Annotated in this window: 15 protein-coding genes; 9 read left to right on the forward strand and 6 right to left on the reverse strand. The window is 68.6% G+C overall.

Features of this window, described 5'->3' with window-relative positions; genetic code table 11:
- Positions 1–372 precede the first annotated feature (372 nt).
- From OEB96_RS00745 to OEB96_RS00765, 5 genes are all read left to right on the forward strand, one after another.
- Complete coding sequence (locus OEB96_RS00745) at positions 373–1,116, forward strand: hypothetical protein (RefSeq protein ID WP_266213451.1); 744 nt, start codon at positions 373–375, stop codon at positions 1,114–1,116.
- 197 nt (positions 1,117–1,313) lie between these two features.
- Positions 1,314–1,517 carry a hypothetical protein gene (locus OEB96_RS00750; RefSeq protein ID WP_266213452.1) on the forward strand — a complete coding sequence of 68 codons (204 nt, stop codon included), beginning with the start codon at positions 1,314–1,316 and terminating at the stop codon, positions 1,515–1,517.
- Between the two features lie 154 nt (positions 1,518–1,671).
- Positions 1,672–3,894, forward strand: coding sequence for a zinc metalloprotease (locus tag OEB96_RS00755; RefSeq protein ID WP_266213453.1), 2,223 nt, complete (start codon positions 1,672–1,674; stop codon positions 3,892–3,894).
- Between the two features lie 52 nt (positions 3,895–3,946).
- On the forward strand, positions 3,947–4,417 hold the full coding sequence (locus tag OEB96_RS00760; RefSeq protein WP_266213454.1) for a hypothetical protein: 471 nt from the start codon (positions 3,947–3,949) through the stop codon (positions 4,415–4,417).
- A 361-nt stretch (positions 4,418–4,778) separates the two neighbouring features.
- The gene (locus OEB96_RS00765; RefSeq protein ID WP_266213455.1) at positions 4,779–5,987 is read left to right on the forward strand and encodes an ATP-grasp domain-containing protein; all 1,209 of its coding nucleotides are present in this window, start codon (positions 4,779–4,781) and stop codon (positions 5,985–5,987) included.
- A gap of 20 nt (positions 5,988–6,007) precedes the next feature.
- On the opposite strand, the gene OEB96_RS00770 is transcribed toward OEB96_RS00765, so the two are convergent.
- The 4 genes from OEB96_RS00770 to OEB96_RS00785 form a co-directional block, all read right to left on the reverse strand.
- Positions 6,008–6,856: an SMI1/KNR4 family protein gene (locus OEB96_RS00770; RefSeq protein ID WP_266213456.1), complete on the reverse strand. Its 849-nt coding sequence runs from the start codon at positions 6,854–6,856 to the stop codon at positions 6,008–6,010.
- A 164-nt stretch (positions 6,857–7,020) separates the two neighbouring features.
- Positions 7,021–7,983, reverse strand: a complete 963-nt coding sequence (locus tag OEB96_RS00775) for an NHL repeat-containing protein (RefSeq protein ID WP_266213457.1) — start codon at positions 7,981–7,983, stop codon at positions 7,021–7,023.
- Between the two features lie 132 nt (positions 7,984–8,115).
- The gene (locus OEB96_RS00780; RefSeq protein WP_266213458.1) at positions 8,116–8,994 is read right to left on the reverse strand and encodes an SDR family oxidoreductase; all 879 of its coding nucleotides are present in this window, start codon (positions 8,992–8,994) and stop codon (positions 8,116–8,118) included.
- A gap of 55 nt (positions 8,995–9,049) precedes the next feature.
- Positions 9,050–10,435: a Vgb family protein gene (locus OEB96_RS00785; RefSeq protein WP_266213459.1), complete on the reverse strand. Its 1,386-nt coding sequence runs from the start codon at positions 10,433–10,435 to the stop codon at positions 9,050–9,052.
- A gap of 130 nt (positions 10,436–10,565) precedes the next feature.
- On the opposite strand from OEB96_RS00785, the gene OEB96_RS00790 reads away from it, so the two are divergent.
- A complete protein-coding gene (locus OEB96_RS00790) occupies positions 10,566–10,949 on the forward strand; it encodes a Spx/MgsR family RNA polymerase-binding regulatory protein (RefSeq protein ID WP_266213460.1) in 384 nt (127 codons plus the stop codon).
- A gap of 10 nt (positions 10,950–10,959) precedes the next feature.
- Here the strand turns inward: OEB96_RS00790 and OEB96_RS00795 are convergent, their stop codons facing one another.
- Complete coding sequence (locus tag OEB96_RS00795) at positions 10,960–11,889, reverse strand: helix-turn-helix transcriptional regulator (RefSeq protein WP_266213461.1); 930 nt, start codon at positions 11,887–11,889, stop codon at positions 10,960–10,962.
- Positions 11,890–12,089: 200 nt separating this feature from the next.
- Between OEB96_RS00795 and trxA the strand changes: the two genes are divergently transcribed.
- The 3 genes from trxA to OEB96_RS00810 all read left to right on the forward strand — a co-directional run bounded on the left by trxA (position 12,090) and on the right by OEB96_RS00810 (position 13,940).
- The gene (gene trxA / locus OEB96_RS00800; RefSeq protein ID WP_266213462.1) at positions 12,090–12,407 is read left to right on the forward strand and encodes a thioredoxin; all 318 of its coding nucleotides are present in this window, start codon (positions 12,090–12,092) and stop codon (positions 12,405–12,407) included.
- 125 nt (positions 12,408–12,532) lie between these two features.
- Complete coding sequence (locus OEB96_RS00805; RefSeq protein ID WP_266213463.1) at positions 12,533–13,177, forward strand: RNA polymerase sigma factor; 645 nt, start codon at positions 12,533–12,535, stop codon at positions 13,175–13,177.
- 55 nt (positions 13,178–13,232) lie between these two features.
- Positions 13,233–13,940: a uracil-DNA glycosylase family protein gene (locus tag OEB96_RS00810; RefSeq protein ID WP_266213464.1), complete on the forward strand. Its 708-nt coding sequence runs from the start codon at positions 13,233–13,235 to the stop codon at positions 13,938–13,940.
- A gap of 69 nt (positions 13,941–14,009) precedes the next feature.
- Here the strand turns inward: OEB96_RS00810 and OEB96_RS00815 are convergent, their stop codons facing one another.
- Positions 14,010–14,912: an oxidoreductase gene (locus OEB96_RS00815; RefSeq protein WP_266213465.1), complete on the reverse strand. Its 903-nt coding sequence runs from the start codon at positions 14,910–14,912 to the stop codon at positions 14,010–14,012.
- Between the last annotated feature and the right edge of the window lie 401 nt (positions 14,913–15,313).

Raw genomic sequence — 15,313 nt, forward strand, 5'->3', positions numbered from 1 at the left:
CGCGACCCCTTGCCCCCACCTCCACGACCCGCCGCCCCCGCCTCCGCCACCCGCCGCCCCCACCTCGCCGACCCGTCGCCCCTACCTCCGCCACCTGCCGCCCCCACCTTCGCCACCTGCCGCCCCCACCTCGACCACCTGCCGCCCCCACCTCGCACCCCGCTTGCCCCCGCGGGGCCCTCGCTCACCGACCGGGGGGCGCCCATCTCCGGACCACCGCCTCTCCCCCGTCCCCGAACGGTCCACTTCCAGCAACTCGATGTGCTCCATTGGTGACACCCACCCACTCGATTTCACCCAACCACCAAAAACCACTGGCGCATCATCTCTGGTCCCCTACGTTGACTCTCGCTAACAAGGAGGAGGCCCCCAATGGCCAAGAAGAGGATCGGTGACAAGGCCGAGCGCGTGTTGAAGCTGCTGCTCGGACTCCGCAACAAGAAGATCGCGTCTGCGCTCGCATCTCGAGGGTTCGGCAAGGAAGACCTCGAGGAAGGACTCTCTCTGCTGCGAGGCGTCACCGACGTATCGCTCGCAGTCCTTCCCCCACGATCGCCCAACCCGGCCGTCATCGAGCAGCTCGATCGCTGGGAGAACGAGTGGTTCCCCGTCGCCAACGCGACGCTCTTGCGCCACTACCCCGAGATCCACGCTCGCGTGTTCCTCAACCTCTCGCAGACCGCTGGCGCGGCGGTGGTGATCTCGGTGGGCACCTTCGTCGAGCGCCTCGCCGAGCTCACCCGGGCCGAAGGTGGCCACGGCCAGGCCGGCAAGGACGCCCGCAAGCTCCTCCAGCGCCGCGGTCTCACGCCTGCGGTGATCGCCGAGGCCAAGGAGCTACTCGAGCAAGTGAGCTCCATCGAGGACGAGCCCGCGGAGCTCCCCGACCTCGAAGAAGAGAACGCCCGCCTCGCCGAAGCCGAGGATGCCATGTGGGCCTGGTACCTCGAGTGGTCGGAGATCGCCCGCTCCGCGATCAAGGACCGCAACCTGCTCCGCCGCCTCGGGTTCCTGAACTCGAGCCGTCGTGCCCCGTCCGTCACCACTGACGAGGACGACGAGGACGACGAAGCCGAGGACGCCGCCGAGCCGACTCCCACCTCGAACGCCGCATAGCCCCATCGCTTCCACCGACGAGCGCCCGCCCGGCCCCAGGCCGCGCGGGCGCTCGCAAGTGTAGTGAGTAGAGCAGCTCGGGGGCCGCGGGGATCCTCGACGGCCAGGATCCCTCGGGTGCATGGTGGGTCACCGGGCAGCGCTGCAAGGAGATCCTCGACGATCCCACGCTGCTGGGCGCACCGCCGTACACCGACGTGCCGGGCGGTGACATCTTTGCCGCGCTGTCGTGCCAGCTCGGGCAGGTGGCGGGCGAGCCCGAGGACCACTACGAGGAGACGGTGGCGGTGGGCTGGGACATCGCCGCCGACTGGGTGGAGGCCGCCCGGCTCGCGGCGGAGTATGAGGGTGCGGTCGAGCAGGTCAACCCGGGGTTCGTTGGGTACAGCGTGATTCCGTAGACCGCGTCGCGGAGGGATCGAATCGCGGACCGTCCCTGTCCCTGGGGGCCGAACGGGGTTGGGTGGTAGCGAGCCGATTAGGACCAGTTCGAGGGGGAGAAAAGAGCACGGGATGTGATTGACAAGGGGGCCGAGTTTCCTAGCTCGTCACTCGATGGCGATCGGAGCAGGGTTCAAGGGGCTCGGGCCGGGCCTTGGGATCGTGGTGCTCGCATCGGCGTGCCCGGGCGACGACGTGCCTACCGGTTCGGGTACGGGTGGGGACGAAGACATGCCCGATGGCCTGGAACCGGGGCCGGGAGGGCCGGGGTGTGTCGAGGAGATCGGGATGGCTCCGGGGCTCTCGCCCAACGAGCCAGTGGCGAACTCGCAGCCGGGAACGGTGGAGCACGTGGTGCACATGCTCGACGACGATGCGCTCGCGGTGGGGTCGTCGTCATCGAGCCAGGTGGATGTCCCTACGACCTCGTCGCTGACGGCTGCCGGTCGGGCGGTCGGTGCAACCACGCAGGATCCGCACATCCACGAACGGTGGGGTGAGTCGCGCAAGCTCGAGCTCTCGTACTGCATCAATGGGATGCCCGGCGAGGACGCGGAGAACGAGGCGAGCTACCACAAGATGATCCGAGCGCTCAATTCCACGATGGCGGAGTGGGAGCGGGTCAGCGGGGCGAACTTCGTGCACGTGCGGGAGGACGACCGGCCGGATGTTCCGGCGTTCGTGATCGAGCAGGGGGGCGACGTCATCGCCCGAGCCGACTGTGTAGCGGGAACCGAGGCCTACTTTGGGGTGATCTCCGTTGCCAACGCTGCCCAAGGCGTTGCGAATGCGGTTCCGCAAGCATGGAACGATCCTGCGCTCGAGCCCATCGGCGGCAACCTCGTGCGTACGATCCTGCTCCAAAACGGCCCGATTGCCGGCTTTGGCACCGAACAGCTACTCCTCGTACTTCGACACGAGCTCGGGCACATGATGGGCTTCGTCCACGAGGAGGTCAATCACCCAGGGTCGACGGGAAAGAGCTGTAGCGACCCCGATCCGCGCCCGCTGACCCCTGTCGATCCCGACTCGATCATGTCCACTCCCGGGTGTGCAGGTGTCTACTCCGACGACGTCGAGCACCTCACACAATTCGATCGCCTCTCGGCGTTCTTCCTGCAACACACACCTCGCGCTCGCTTCGAGACGAGAGCACCAGAGATCGGGTATCGATACGCTGGCATTCTCGGCCAGGGCGCCGAGATCCTCTGGCACACCGAAGGTGCTACCCAGGGGATCCTGTGGAGGCCGCAGCTGGAACCCGACGGAATCGCGTTCACGGCCGCGTCGTTTCCCTACTCCACGCCACAGCCGCCGCCAGCGGGAGGCTGGTTCCCGAACGAGAGCGAGGTCGTGATTCCTCTACAGCTGTCCGACGACGCGACGACCTTCGACCTGTTGTTCTTCGGGCCCGGTCCCGACGTCACCGATCTCGCGGTCTTCAACTCGGGCCTCACCACCACTGCCTTCGAGTGGCCGCACGACTCGTTTGCAGTGCCCGTGATCGGGCGCTTCGACGGCCAGCACCTCGACCGCGACATCGTCTATCTCTACCGGCCCGGCAACGAGGCCGACACCGCGATCGCGGCCGCGGGCAATGCCATCAAGGAGTGGGTCGACGTGCCGCAGCAGTCAGGCTTCGCCTATCCGCTCGTGGCCCCCTATCGCGGCGCGGGGTACCCCGACGACATCGTGTGGTCGGACCCCGTGGCGGGTCGCGTCACGACTTGGCGCATCGATGACGAAGCCTTCGAGCTGGCGGCTCCGCCGTCTGGCAAGCCACAAGGCGAGCTCGGGCTGGTGCCCGGTGAGAACATCCCCGCGATCGGCGACTTCGATGGTGACGGCCGGGCCGACATCATGTGGCAGGGAGTATCCAACCTGCCGGCAGGCTTCCTCGACATCGAGGACGTGCTTTGGCTGTCGCGGAGCACCCCGACCCAGCTCGCGTTTGCCACCATTCCCAAGCGCGTGGGGCACAGCTTCCGACCGTTCGTGGGTGACTTCGATGGCGATGGCATCGACGACATCTTCTGGCACCGCAGCTGGGGACTGACCTCCGAAGGCCCGTCGGCTTGGTCCACGGGGCCGAGCTTCGTGTGGTACCACGACCAAGCGGGAGGCCACGAAGCCAAGCCCTTCGCGCTCGATGGAGACTATAGTCCGTATGTCGGCGACTTCGACGCCGATGGTTGTCACGACGTGGCATGGTTCGACGCCGTCGGCGACATGCTGCACCTGTGGCGCTGCCTGCCCGGGGTGAGGGACTTCGAGTGCGGCGTTGCCATGCCGACGCCGCCCGACCACGCGCCCGTAGGGATGCACTGGGGGTTTTGAGATGCTACGGTGGCTCGACGTCAATGGACTCGAGGGAAGGAACGTGAGACTCATGTACAAGACCATCACGATCTCGACCCTTGCGATCATCGTAGTCGGCTGTCGCCCCGAGGCGCCCGACGAGGATGAGCCTCCGGGGACGCTCGAGTACGAGATTCCCGAGGCTCGGTTCTATCGGCTCGACCGCCGCCTCGACATCATTGGTGTGGATCCGTCGGTCGACCGCTCGGGCTGCGGGTTCTTGACCGACCGTGCGTACGAAGATCTCACGGGTACGCTCGAAGAGATCGATCCGAACGCGGAGTACCTCCCGCCAGACTGCGAATTCGCAACCAACGGATTGCTCTACATCGAGGGCTTCACGCACAGCCCCTTCGATTGCAATTGGTACTGCTGCCACGAGGATCTGGTGCCGATCGTGCTGGTATATTGGGCCGCATTGAGCACTCTCTACGGTCCCGACCCCAACATCAACGGCGAGATCTACGTCGCCCTCGAGCCGGACATGCCCTGCCCAGATTGACTTGGCGGGCGTCAGGAGGAGAATCGTGCCCAAGACCGTCATGTTCTTGGCCATCGCCGTGGTGGCAGCCGGCTGCGGGCCCGAGCTCGTCGACGACGAGCCAAGCCGCTCGGTGCACCGTCTCTCGCGTTCGCTGAACGGGTCCCGTTCCACCCGCCCATGACCGCGATGAACCCTCCGCCAAATTCGAACACGTGTTCGAATTTCCCTCCCTCCCTCCCCTCCTCCCCTCCTCCTCTCGCAAGCCAAGTGCCCAGGAGGCAATGCCCTTCCAAGCCGTTCGGTAGCCCCGCGTGAGCCGGGGCTGGGTATCGCCCTCGCCCGAGGGCCCTGCTAGGCTCCGCCCTCGAGCCAGTCACCCATGCCTCGCGTCGTCTTCGTCGCCCCGTACTTCATGGACGCCACCCTCCGCTTCGTGGAGGCCATGGCCAGCATCCCGCAGGTCACCCTTGGCCTGGTCAGCGGTGATCCGGCCGAGAAGCTCCCGCCGGGGCTGCGCTCGCGGCTGGCCGGGCACTTTCGCATCGACAAGCCGCTCGACCCTGCACAGCTGTTGCACGGCACCGACAAGCTGCGCCAGCACATGGGTGGCGTCGACCGCCTCGTGGGCGCGCTCGAGCAGCTCCAGGTCCCGCTGGGCCAGGTGCGCGACCGCCTGGGCATCGAGGGCATGGGCGAGGCCGCGGCCACCCGCTTTCGCGACAAGGCCGTCATGAAGGACGCGCTGCGCAAGGCCGGTCTGCCCTGCGCACGCCATCGCGCCACCCACTCGGCCCGCGACGTGTACGCCTTCGTGGAGGAGGTGGGCCTGCCGATCATCCTCAAGCCCCGCGACGGCGCGGGCTCGATCGGCACGCACCGCGCCACCACCAAGGCCGAGCTCGACCAGGCACTCGCGCGGTTCGTGCCCGAGATGGTCGAGGAGCTGGTGGTCGGCAAGGAGCGCTCGTTCGAGACCGCCAGCATCCGCGGCGTGCCCCGCTGGGACTCGCACACGCGCTACGACCCCGCCCCGCTGGTGGTGCTCGAGAACCCGTGGATCCAGTGGTGCGTGATCCTGCCGCGCGAGGAAGAGACCTCCGACACCCAGGCGATCCGCCCCGTGGCCCTCGCCGCCCTGAAGGCGCTGGGCATGCACACCGGCATCAGCCACATGGAGTGGTTTCGCCGCGCCGACGGCAGCGTGGCCGTGTCCGAGGTGGGTGCGCGCCCGCCCGGGGCCCAGATCGTCACCCTCAACAGCTGGGCCCACGAGGTCGACGTCTACCGCAAGTGGGCCGAGCTGGTGGCGCTGGACCACTGGTCGATGCCCCCGCGCAAGTACGCGGTCGCGGCCGCGTTCTTCCGCGGCCAGGGCGAGGGCACCCGCGTGGTGAAGCTGCACGGCATCGAGCAAGCGCAGGCCGAGCTCGGCCACCTGGTGGTCGAGGCCAAGCTCCCCGTGGTCGGCCAGCCCAAGGTGCGCAGCTACGAGGGCGAGGGCTATGCGATCGTGCGGCACCCCGAGACCGAGATGGTCGAGAAGGCGATCCGGCGGCTCGTCTCGCTGGTGCGGGTCGAAGTGGGGTGAACTCCCGCTCGACATCCACACTAGAGGGGGGACCAGAAGTCCGCCGCGTCCGCGTCCACATCCGCCAGCGCCTCGAGGGCCCTGTGCGTCTGGCGGTCGAGCCAGTCGCCGAAGCTCGAGGGGTCGCTCGGATCCATGATGCCCCCGTCGACCTCGTAGACCCAGATCCCTCCGTCCTCGCCTCGTCGGAAACACGCGCCATGGAGGTCGGCCAGATCCGTGGCGCAGAACATGGTGGAGACGTACTCCCAGTCGCCCCGCTGGCGGCGCGACGACACGGCTGGGAAGGACGACCCGGGCTCTCCCAGCTGGGAAGAGCACGCGCGAATCCAGCGTGGCGGCAGGAAGGCGAAGGCACCATGGTCGGTCCTCGGAACCGCGACCCGCGGGTATCCGTGCTCGCGAACGAACTCTCGGTAGTCCTCCGGGAACGGCAGCCCGCGCAGCTGTACCTGATGGGCCCACTTGGGCACCTTCGTGGGCATTGCCGTCTTGGGCACCCGCCGCACGCAACCTTGCAGCCCACGCGCCTCGAGCCGCTTCAAGAACCGCTTCCACACGACGGCGGGGTTGGGTCCCTTCTTGGGCTTCTTCGGCGCCGGCTTCTTCGCGCGGACTGAAGGAGATGGGACACCCTTGGGGGGAGGCGTCGCGTACTTCCAGCCGTCGACGTACTTCTCGATGGCCCTGAGCTTCACGAGTCGCTTGGCCTCGTCCGGGGAGGCGCAGTCGACCGTCCGAGTGCGTCCCTCGCTTCCGAGGGCCCCGGTTCGGATGGTGACCACGGACCCGCGCGCCTTGGCCTCGAAGAACCTGGTGGACTTGCCATCTCGCCATTCCAGGTACTGAGAGGCCTTGAGTCGGGACATGGGCTCCCATGCAGGATATCCTCGTGCGCGTGGCATGTCTCGCCCAACGAGCTTGCGTCGGTCGCAAGGCGAGACCATCGGATTCTCATCAATCGAGCTAGGCGGATCCTCCTCTTCGGTGCCGATGCCTCGTGCGCAGGGGACATGCGCGGCAATGTGGCCGCTCAGGTCCCCGCGGGGCGGTCCTCGCCCTTCTCGTCGACCGCGATGCGCAGCACCGACACCGGCGCCGTGGGTCCGGCTCCGAGCCCGAAGTTGGCCACGAACACCGCCTTCTCGTCCGCCCCTTGCCGGCCGGAGGCCAGCATCGAGGGGAACGCCAGCCCGTCGCTCGCGTCGGCGAGGGTGGTGGTGACCCCGGTCCGACGATCGACGACGAGCAGCGCCGAGTGGAAGTTCGACACCACGTACACGTCGCCGCTCTGGCCCAGCGCCACGCCATCCGCCCCGCGCAGGTGCTCACCCTCCGCGAGCACCAAGATCGCCCCCGCGACCCCGTCGTCGTCCTCGATCTCCACGATCGCCGGCACCTGCGAGTTGGTCACCAACACCGACCGGGCCTCGTCGTCGTAGGTGATGCCGCTGGCCCCGATGGGGAACGGCACCGGCGACATCGCCACGTCGCCCACCAGCAGCAGGCTGCTCACCCACGGCACCGGCGTGCTCGACCCGGCCTCCACGCGGTAGACCACGCCGCCGATCGACTCGGTCACGAACATGTTGCCCGCCGCATCGAAGGTGATGTCGTGGGGGAACGCGTTGCCGGGAAACGCCACCACGCGCGCGGCGCTCCCGTCGTCGTGCACGCGCCACACCCCCGAGGTCTCGTCGAGGAACGAGGCCAGCACCACGTAGAGATCGTCGCCGTCGAAGGCCATGCCGAGCAGGAAGCCGTAGCCGACGTCGAAGTTGGCGAGCGTCCGACCCCGGTAGGTCTTGCCGTCGATGCGACGGAGCTCACCGGTGCCGGCGAGGGTCACGAAGACGTCACCATCGGGGCCCACCGCCACCCCCCCGGGCAGCTGGCCGAGCGAGGCGTCGTGGCTCTCGATCACCGCCACCGGTTGCACCGCCACCGGTTGCACCGCCGGCGGAACGGTGAGCACGGCGGCAAGGGAAGCGAGCAAGAGGTGCGTCATCCTCCCTTGTTAACCGGGCTCCAATCGGCTTGCAACGCTGTTCTGTGGGCGAATTCGCGAGACGCCCGCGCGATCGGGCGCGCGATCGGGGGGCACGCGCGAGGGTGCACAACATCGGGCTCACATCATCTTGCCCATCACCCACTCGAGCGCGCGATCGGACAGCAGCCAGCGCAAGGTGGCCAGCACGTGCGCGTCCACGCCCACGAGATAGCTGGTGCGCGGTCGCGAGGCGAGCAGCGCATGCTCGACCTTGCGCGCCACCGCGATCGGCTCGGCGCCTTGCTTGGCCCCGCGAGCGCTGAAGCGAATCAGCGCCTCGAACCCGGGTTGGTAGCGCGCTTGCTCCTCGGCCGGAGTGTTGGCGGCATAGTCCGCGATCTGCTCGTCGGCCTTCTTCCAGATCTCGGTCTTGATCGCCCCCGGCTCCACGCACGCCGCCCACACCCCGAACGGTCGCAGCTCCATGCGCAGCGCGTCGGTGATGGCTCGCACGGCGAACTTGGTGGCGGCATACGGTCCCATCAGCGGCGTGGCCACGCGCCCGCCGATCGAGCCGATGTTGACCACGCGTCCGTGGCTGCGCATCAGGTACGGCAGCACCTTCTGCGTGGTGTCGACCAGGCCGAACACGTTGACCTCGAACTGACGACGCCATTCCTCGAGCGGCATGAACTCCTGCGGGCCACCGACGGCGATGCCGGCGTTGTTGACCAGGCCGATCAAGCGCGATCCCTCGAGCCGCTCGGAGAGCTCGGTCACCGCGCTCGCGATCGAGTCGCCCTCGGCCACGTCGACGACGAGCGGCTCGATGCTGCCGCCCGCCCCCTCGCCTCCCAGCGCCTTCACCAGCGCCTCGCCGTCGGCCGGCTTGCGGATCCCCGCGAACACGCGCAGGCCCTTGCCCGCCAGGTGCAGCGCGGTCGCTCGCCCGATGCCCGTGGAGGCACCGGTGATCATCACGGCATCGCGCGGGGAATCGGGGCGGGGCTCGCTCATGGCGCGATAGCCTACGCCGGACCCGGCTCGGCCACCACGCGCGAGTGATGGGCGCTCACGCCGGCGGCGGGTTCGTCACCAGGCTCAGCCCCGACCCGGTCATGTCCGAGTAGGTGTACGGCCCCGAGAGCCCGGTGACCGTGGCCACCACCGCCCGCGTGATCGGGTCGATCTTGTAGGCCAGGCTGCTGCCCTGGTCGACCACCCACACGAAGCCCTCGACGTCGATGCTCACCCCCACCGGGGTCCCGCACCCGGGCAGGGCGATGTTCTCGTAGGCCCCGCTGCCGCGATCGAAGCGCACCAGGTCGCACGGGTTGTTGGCCGCGATCCAGGCGTTGCCCGCCTCGTCGACCGCCAGCCCACGCAGGCTGCCGTGGCCGGTGGCGCCGTGGTCGACGAACTGCTCCGAGCCGCGGTCGAAGTGCAGCAGCCGGTCGTCGAACTCCGAGGCGACCCACGGCGTGCCGTCGGCGTCCATCGCAATCCCATAGAAGCGCTCGTAGCCGACCGCATCGTGGACCGTCAGCTCGAACGTGCTCGCGTCGACGTGCACCAGCACGGTGTTGTCCTTGCCCGGCGCCCAGAAGCCGCGCTCGCGATCCACCGCGCCGCCGTAGACCCCGCCCCAGCCGCCGTTCCAGCCGGGCAGGGTGACCTCCTGCAGCTTGGTCCCGGTGGCCCCGTCGAGCCGCCACACGTGCACCGTGTTGGTCTCGTCCATGGCGCTCACCCACAGGCTGGGATCGACCACCTGGCAGCCCATGTCGTCGAGGTTCTCGGGGTCGTTGCCCGAGTCCCAGGCCGCCGCGCGAGCCCCCGTGTAGAGCGGCGTCTCCCACAGCACGCACTCGTCCTGCCCCCACGGCAGCACGTCCGTCGGCCCGCTCGAGGTCTCGATGCTCCCGTTGCCGTTGGCGTCGACGCAGCGCTCGAGCACCGCGGCGATCTTGAGCACCGAGCCGCCCGCGCGGTTGACCACCGCCACGTCGCCCAGGAGGTTGACCGAGGTCCGCGAGGGATCGGAGGCCGCCGAGGCCCCGGTGGCATAGCGCGCCAGCTCCACGCCCGACTGCGTGTCGATCTTCGACACGGTCCCGTCGGGCGTGTTCGCGATCCAGATGTTGCTGAACTCCAGATCGCCCGGCATGCCGCCGCCGCCGCCCGGGCAATCGCCCGCGCCTCCGGTGGCGCTGCCCCCTCCCACGTCGAGCTTGTCACCCGTGTCCCCGTCGGCGCTCATGCTCTCGCCCTCGGTGAGATCGATGCCATCGGTGAGGCTCGCGATGCCGCTGACGAGGCCACCATCGTTGGCGCTCTCGCGACCACCGCCCTTCTCGCCGCAGGCGGCGATCGAGACGGGAAGCACGGAGCTCGCCACGACGAGCACTGCGAGTCGTGCGGGCGAGACGAAGGGCATCATGCGGATGAGTCGTGCCATCGGACCAAGTGGTTCATCCATGAGTGTCGATCGTCGAGGGTGAGGATGGAACCCCAAATCCGGTGCCCCGGTCGTTTGCGTACTGCGCGCTGTGCTGCCATGCGCCGTTTGCTGCTATCACCACCCGCTCATGCCCACCGTCACCGTCTACCACTACCCCGCCTGCAGCACCTGCAAGAAGGCCCTTCGGTGGCTCGATGCCCATGGCGTGGAGCACGAGCGCGTGCACATCGTCGAGTCGCCACCCACGGCGGCCGTGCTGCGCGAGGTGCTCGAGACCAGCGGCCTGCCCGTGGCCAAGCTGTTCAACACCTCGGGCGTCTCCTACCGCGAGGGTGGGTTCAAGGATCGGCTGCCCGGCATGAGCGAGGCCGACGCGCTGGCTGCCCTCGCCGCCGACGGCAAGCTGATCAAGCGACCGCTGGTGATCGGCACGGGCAGCGAGCCCGAGGGGCCGGCGAAGCTCGCACTGGTCGGCTTTCGCGAGGCCGACTACGCGGCTCGCCTTGGGTGAGAGCCCGGGCCTACGACGCCGCCGCGGTCCGGTCCTCCCGAGCTGCCGCCCGGTAGCTGGCGGGGTCGGTGCCAAAGCGCGTCCGAAACGCCTTGGAGAAGTAGCTACGGCTCGACAGCCCCACGCGGTCGGCCACCTCCTGCACCCCCAGATCGGTCGTGCGCAACAGCTCGGCCCCGCGATCGAGCCTCACCTCGCGCAGCAGATCCATCGCGGTGCGACCAAAGGTGGTGCTGAAGCGCTCGCTGAACGCCGAGCGGCTCATGCCCGCGATGCGGGCCACCGACTCCAGCGTGTGCGGGCGCTCGGGGGCATCGAGCATGGCATCGAGCGCCCGCACCAGCCGATCGTCGCCCAGCGCCTGCATCCACGGCAGCGAGCACGTGCCGCTGTCGCACAGCCGTCGCAGCACCGCGACCAGGCCCTGGGTCATCAGCGCGCGCATCATCGTCTGCGAGCCGGGGGCGGGGTCGGCCTGCTCGGCCAGCAGGCCCTCGAACACCACGCGCACCCTCGCGTCGTCCTCGAATTCGACCACCAAGGGCTCGCGCAGGCCGTCGAACAGGCCCACACCCCCGCCGTAGGTCACCCGGATCGCCCCGCACGCCATCAGCAGCGCCGACTCGCCCGAGCCCGCCACCAGCCGCCGCCAGCCGTGCTCGGGCAGCGAGCAATCGGCCGCCGCCACCAGCTCGTCGGCGGCCTCACCCATCGGCTCGACCCGCAGCGCTCGCCCGGGCGGCGCCACGAACACCGCCCCGCGGGGCAGCGGATACTCGCGACCGTCGGGCTCGCGCAGGCGTCCCTCGCCCTGGACCACGAAGTGCAGGCTCACGTGCCCGTCGGGCGGCACGACCAGCCGCCAGCCACGCCGCACGTCGCACACGGCAAACGGGGCCACCTCGACCCGAAGCGAAGCGAGCAGCCGATCGAGCAGCATCGGAGCGGACCCATTGGAGCACGACTCGGGGGCTCCCGCCAAACCCATCCCGGAGCTTCTGGACGATCGAGCACGGACCACGGATACGCGCGCACGACGGGGGATCCACCTTCCAACCCATCGCCGACGTCGCTTCGGCGGAGCGAAAGGAAACGATCATGCCTCTCGACCATTCAAAGGCTGGCGCAGCGGCTGCTTCGGTGCTCCACACCGACGCCGCCCACTTCCAACACGACGTGCTCGACGCCGAGCAGCCCGTGCTCGTGGACTTCTGGGCCACCTGGTGTGGACCCTGTCGGTCGATTGCCCCACACCTCGAGACGCTCGCCACCCGCTTCGCCGGCCAGGCCAAGGTGGTCAAGCTCGACGTCGACCACCACCCCGAGCTCGCCGCGCGCTATGGCGTTCGGGGTCTGCCCACCCTGATCGTGTTCAAGGGCGGCAAGGCGGTCGACCAGATCGTCGGCAACCCCGGGACGGCCAAGCCGCTCGAGGCGCTGATCCAGCGCAATCTGTGAGCTGCGAGGGAGGGCGCCGTGGCTCGAACCCACGGTCTTCCGGCGGGGCGTGGCGGAGGCTCGACACTCGAGCGCGCCGCCACGCCTTCCGGGCGTCGGGCACCCGGGCGTATGCTCGCGGGTGCATGGGTGCTCCCACCGACCTCGAGCTGCTGGAGGCTTGGCGCGGCGGGGACCGTCGTGCGGGCGAGGAGCTGTTCGAGCGCCACTTCGACGCGATCGCCCGGTTCTTTCGCAACAAGGTCGATCATGGCATCGACGATCTGATCCAGCGCACCTTCCTCGCCTGCGTCGAGAGCAAGGATCAGTTCCGCGGCGAGGCCAGCTTCCGCACGTTCCTGTTCGCGGTGGCCCACAACGTGCTGGGCAAGCACTACCGCAGCCAGCGGCGCCACGGCGATCGCATCGACTTCGGCGTGACCTCGGTGCACGACCTGGCTCCCTCGCCCAGCGTGGTGGTGGCGCTGCACGACGAGCACCGGGTGCTCTTGCATGCGCTGCGGCGGATCCCGCTCGATCACCAGATCGTGCTCGAGCTCTACTACTGGGAGCGCCTGACCGCCGCCGAGGTCGGCACCGTGCTCGACGTACCCGAGGGCACCGCCCGCACCAGGATCCGCCGCGCCAAGCAGCTGCTCGAGGAGGAGATGCAGCGCCTGGTCGCCGACAAGGCGCTGCTGCAGAGCACGCTGCACAACCTCGACTCGTGGGCCGCCTCGCTGCGCGATCGGCTGCTCGATGATCCCGGGCCCGAGCCCAAGCCGAGCTGAGCATGGTGCTCGCCACCATTGCTCGGGCCCGGCCTCGGCGCTACCGTGCGCCCCCGTGGAGCTGGTCAGGATCACCCGCCGCCTCTGCCGGGCCGTCGACGCGCTGTCGTTCGACCCGCCGGTGACCCACGTGTACAACCCGCTGCGCTACGCCCGGTCCATGCACGAGCAGTACCTCGAGCGCTTTGGCACCGGCACGGGTCGCGTGGTGCTGCTGGGCATGAACCCCGGCCCCTTCGGCATGGCCCAGACCGGGGTGCCGTTCGGCGAGGTGGGCCTCGTACGCGACTTCTTGGGGCTGACCGGTCGAGTCGGCCACCCCAAGCCCGAGCATCCCAAGCGTCCGGTCGAGGGTCTGGCTTGCACGCGCTCGGAGGTCAGCGGGGCGCGTCTTTGGGGCTGGGCCCAGGCGCGCTACGGCACCGCGGCGCGGTTCTTCGCGCGCTTCTTCGTGGTCAACTACTGTCCGCTGGCATTCCTCGAGGAGACCGGCCGCAACCGCACCCCCGACAAGCTGCCCAGGGCCGAGCGCGAGCCCTTGTTCGGTGCTTGCGATCGTGCGCTGCGAGAGACGGTGGAGGTGCTGCGCCCCGCGATGATCGTCGGCGTGGGAGCGTTTGCCCGCGATCGTGCGCAGGCGGTGGTGGGCGATGCGGTCGCGGTGGGCATGATGCTCCACCCCAGCCCCGCCAGTCCTCGGGCCAACCGCGGCTGGCAGGCGCAGGCCGAGGCCGACCTCGCCGCGCTGGGCATCGAGCCCTGACCCATCCGGCCCAGCCGCGAGCGATCGCTGGTGGCATGGGCCGAGCGGCGCCTCGGGTCGCTCGGCCCGTTAGCTTGCGCCCGCCGGGGCTCTTGCATCGCTCTTTGCTGCATCGTGTCCCGGCTGGGGAAACTGTGCGCGCAGGAACGCATCCCAGGCCCAGTCGGGCATCATGGCGCGCTGTGCCAGCAGCACCTTGGCCGACGCGGTCACGGCATAGCGAGCCCGGGGCCGACGTGCCGTGATGGCGTGCTCGATGATCCGTGCCACGTCGTCGGGGTCGCCGCCGAGCTTGGAGAACACGCCCTTCTCGTAGACCTCCTTGGTGGCGAGGGCGACGGCTTGGTTGAAGTCGCCGTAGGGGCTGGGCTTGGCCAGTGCCTCGGTCATGCTCCCTACTGCGGCCTCGGAGAAGCCGGTGCGGATGAGCCCGGGTTCCACGAGTACGACGTCGATGCCAAAGCCCCTCACTTCGAAGCGCAGCGCGTCGGAGAGCGCCTCGATCGCGTACTTGCTGGCATGGTAGGCCCCGCCGCCGGGGAACGTGAGTCGCCCGCCCATCGAGCTGAGGTTGACGATCTTGCCAAAGCCCTTGTCACGCATGCCGGGAAGCACGAGTTGGATCAAGCGGTGCACGCCGAACACGTTGGTCTCGAACTGTCGTCGAAGGCGCTCGCTGCTCAGCTCTTCGACTGCGCCTGATTCGCTGTAGCCGGCGTTGTTGATCAGCACGTCCACGGCGCCGTGCTCGGCCTCGATGGTCTGCACTGCTTGCTGCATCGAGGTGTCGTTGGTGACGTCGAGCGCCAGGGTGTTGCAGCCCACCGCTTGCAGGTCTCGGATCGATTCCACTCGTCGAGCGGTCGCGTAGACCGTGTAGCCTGCCTTGGCCAGGCGTAGGGCCGTTGCTCGACCGATGCCCGACGAGCATCCCGTGATCAGCACCACCATCGACTCGATTGCCTTCGCCATGACCTGCTCCCTCGTTCCCTTGGTTTGATGACCTTGGGTCAGTTATTAAATGACCCAAGGTCATTCGTCAAACGAGATCAGCGAACTTTCGTATAACCGAATGAAATTACTGGACTCCCAGAGATGCGCGCTTGGCGCTAAAGTGGAGGGTACTCGGTGCGAGCGGTGTCTCGACGGTGGGGGGTGCCTCTTCGTGGAGTCGATGTGTTCCGCCCGTGCTCAAACAGTTGATTCGGGCCCAGTCGCAGCGTACGACGATCGCAAGGGCCAGTGGACGACCAGGGTCGTGGGCAGGCCTCTCACAAACTCGCGCGGGCGGTGTCGTTGTTCACGATCATGACCCACCCGTAGCCGGGGTTTGTTCACGACCATGGCCCACCCTGGGGGCGGGTTGTTCACGA

This window comes from Paraliomyxa miuraensis (genome assembly GCF_026337845.1).
Taxonomy (GTDB): Bacteria; Myxococcota_A; Polyangia; order Nannocystales; family Nannocystaceae; genus Paraliomyxa; species Paraliomyxa miuraensis.